The following is a 2,972-nucleotide window of genomic DNA, read 5'->3' on the forward strand; positions in this document are numbered from 1 at the left end:
CCGGGGCGGCGCGCCCGAGGCGCTCGCCGCGCAGGCCGCCGGGGTGCTGGGCGAGGGGGCCGCGCAGGTCTTGCGGGCCGATCCCTGGCAGTTGTTGCGGGTGGCGGGGGTGCGGCCCGAGCAGGCGGACGGTTTCGCCCGGGCACTGCTCGGCGGTGAGGCGGGACCGGACGACGGGCGGCGGGAGCGGGCGGTCACCGGATGGCTGCTGGAGCAGGCGGCGGTGGCCGGGCACACCGCCCTCGAGGTGTCCGCGCTGACCGCCGCCCTGGCGCGGCAGGGGGTCCCGGACCCCGGGGAGGCCGTGCAGGCCGCGGTCTCCGACGGTGACGTCCTGGTCTTCCGGGACCCGCTGCCGCAGCCGGACGCCCCGGCGCCCCGGCCGGACGGTGCCGGGGACGACACGGACGAGACCGAGGAGGAGCGGCCCGTCCGGGTGCTCGTGGCGCTCGAGCGGTACGCGATGGCCGAGGAGAGCCTCGCCGACGGACTGGCCCGGCTCGTCGGCTCCGCTCCCCGGCAGGACGGCCCGGCTGCGGAGTGGGAGCGGGCCGCCGCCTCGGCGGGCGGGTCCGCGGGAGAGCTGATCCGCGCGGTCTCCGGCCACGGACTGGTGCTGCACACCGGCGGAGAGGCGTCCCTCGCCGAGCCGGCGGCCCTGCTCCGGGCGGCGCACGGTCTCGGACTGCGCGCCTGGGCCGCCGCCCACACCCCGGTCGGGCGCTCCCGGTTCGCGGCCCTGCTGGAGGCCCTCCCGGCCGGGGACACGGGCGCCGGGGACTCCGGCTCCGGAAGGACCGGTTCCGGGGAGGCGGACGCCGGCGCCACCGCGGCGGGTGACGAGGGCGCCGGGGGCCCCGCGGTCGCCACCGTCGCCGGGCTGCTGTCCGGCGCCGAGGGGCCGGGGCGGGACGCCGACGGGGCGCTGCTGCTGGACCTGCTCGTCGTGCTGGACGCCCCCCAGCTCGACGTCGAGACGGCCGCGCTGGTCACGGAGTCGCTGCCGGACGGCTCCCGGCTGCTGCTGGCCGGGGACCCGGGCGTGCTGTGGTCCGCCGGTCCGGGCCGGGTGTTCGCCGATCTGCTGGCCGCGCGCGTGTGCCCGCAGATCGCCTCCCGGCGGCCGGATCCCGGGCCGCTGGGCGAGCTGGTCTCCGGCATCGGGGTCGGTGAGCTGAACCAGGTGGCGGCGCCCGGCAGGGAGGTCGTCATCGTGCCGGTGCGGGACCCGGGCGAGGCCGTGCACCGGACGGTGCAGCTCGTGGCCGACTCGGTGCCGCGCGCGATCGGGGTCCCGGCGGAGGAGACCCAGGTGATCACTCCGGGGCACGGGGGCGCGGTGGGCACGCGCGTGCTGAACGCGGCGCTGAAGGAGCGGCTGAATCCGGGGCCGGGACGCTTCGGCGGGTTCGATCCGGGCGACCGGATCGTCTACTCCCCCGCCCGGGGGCGTACGGTGCCGGGCCGGGTGGTGAAGGCCGACGCCGACGGGCTGCACCTGTCCTGCGCGGGCGGGGCCGTCGTCGTGCCGCAGGACCGGGTGGAGGGGTCGGTACGGCACGGCTGGGCACTGACCGCGCACCAGGCGGTGGGGGTCCGGTGGCCGGCCGTGGTCGTGGTCCTGCCCGGCGACGCCGTGCAGGCGTTGAGCCGGCCCTGGGTGTACACGGCGTTCAGCAGGGCGGACCGCCATCTGTCCGTGGTGCACGGGGTGGAGCAGGCGCTGCCGCGTGCCGTGGCGGAGGGGACGGCGAAGCCCCGGACGACCCGCCTGCCGGTGCTGCTGGCGCCGCAGGTTCCGGCGGCGGCCGGCTGACCCCGCTCGTGGCGGTGGCGGCGGGAGNNCTCCCGCCGCCACCGCCACGCGTGCCGTCGGCGCGCCGACGGGCGGGCTCAGCGGCCGGTGTCCGGGGCCGGCCCGTCCTCCAGGTCGTCGATGCCCTCCAGGTCGTCGAGGTCGTCCACGTCGTCGGGGTCCTCGTCGAAGACGGCGCTGACGTCGAAGCGGCACACGACCTGCGCCGGCTCCGCCTCCTCGAACGGGGCCTCCAGCCATTCACCGGGTTCCGCCGGTTCGTCCGATGCCGTCACCCAGAGCGTGGAGTCGCCCTCCTCCAGGCCGAACTCCTTGTGCCGGGAGGCGATCTCGTCCGGTTCGTACTCGCCGAACAGGAGGCCGAGCGCGCCGTGGACGGTGCCCGAGGTCCCGGGGGTGTCGGCGATGTCGTCGTCCGCCGCCTCGATCCGCTGCGCGTGCGCCAGCAGCCGCTGCGGCTCCACGACGGCGTAGTCGCGGCGGATCAGCACGCTGAGCGCACTGGGCTCCTCGGGCCCGGTGTAGGGCGGCAGTGCCTCCTCGGCGGCGGGGATCTCGAAGGGGGTCACCTCGTCGTAGCGGTCGTAGAGCAGTTCGTCGTACGTCTCGGCGGCCACGGCCAGCTCGTTGAACGCCTCGTAGACGGCCGGGTCGTCCTCCCCCGACCGGCGTTCGACCGCGGCCAGGTGGCGGTCGAGCGCGGTCTTGACCGCCTCGGCGGCGGCGCGTACCTCGGCAGCGGTGGGCTGCGCAGCATCAGACATAGTGCAGACGCTATCCGTACCGGGGCCCAGCCCGCACAATAGATGCGATGCCGGAATACGAATTTGTCGACGTGTACGTACCGCGCGGGGTCTCCCGCAAGGAGGCGGCGCGTCTGCTGACGGACCACGCGGAGTACGGTCACTGGGAACTGGACCGGCTGCGCCTGCTGCGCGACGGGAGCCGCAAGGTGCGGCTGCGGCGGCGGATCATCCGCCAGGTGCGCGCGACCTGGTGAGTTCGGACACACCGCCGGCCGGTGCTCCTCCCCCACGCGACCCCGGCGCGGCCGGCCCGCACCGGTCGTGCGGGCCGGCCGTGCCGGGGCCGGTGTCACGCGGCGGCTCGGGCCCTGCGGTAGAGGACCACGCCGGCGAGCAGCGCGCCCGCGCCG

3 protein-coding genes are annotated in these 2,972 nt (G+C 77.0%); 2 read left to right on the forward strand and 1 reads right to left on the reverse strand.

Translation table 11 applies throughout. The annotated features are described in order from the left end of the window. The coding region (locus AOK18_RS27540) for a helix-hairpin-helix domain-containing protein (protein ID WP_055696084.1) at window positions 1-1,816 on the forward strand (1,816 nt) is incomplete at its 5' end. Between the two features lie 77 nt (window positions 1,817-1,893). Here the strand turns inward: AOK18_RS27540 and AOK18_RS27545 are convergent. Next, a complete protein-coding gene (locus AOK18_RS27545) occupies window positions 1,894-2,580 on the reverse strand; it encodes a hypothetical protein (RefSeq protein WP_055696085.1) in 687 nt (228 codons plus the stop codon). Window positions 2,581-2,627: 47 nt separating this feature from the next. Here AOK18_RS27545 and AOK18_RS27550 point away from each other — a divergent pair, with 47 nt between their 5' ends. Beyond that, a complete protein-coding gene (locus AOK18_RS27550; RefSeq protein ID WP_055574802.1) occupies window positions 2,628-2,816 on the forward strand; it encodes a DUF5703 family protein in 189 nt (62 codons plus the stop codon). Window positions 2,817-2,972: the final 156 nt, after the last annotated feature.

This window comes from Streptomyces prasinopilosus (genome assembly GCF_001419695.1).
In the GTDB taxonomy this organism is placed as follows: domain Bacteria; phylum Actinomycetota; class Actinomycetes; order Streptomycetales; family Streptomycetaceae; genus Streptomyces; species Streptomyces prasinopilosus.

Excerpts from the sequence above, each read along its gene's own strand:
- AOK18_RS27545 (WP_055696085.1), bottom strand. The coding sequence starts at position 2,580 with ATGTCTGATGCTGCGCAGCCCACCGCTGCCGAGGTACGCGCCGCCGCC.
- AOK18_RS27550 (WP_055574802.1), top strand. The coding sequence starts at position 2,628 with ATGCCGGAATACGAATTTGTCGACGTGTACGTACCGCGCGGGGTCTCC.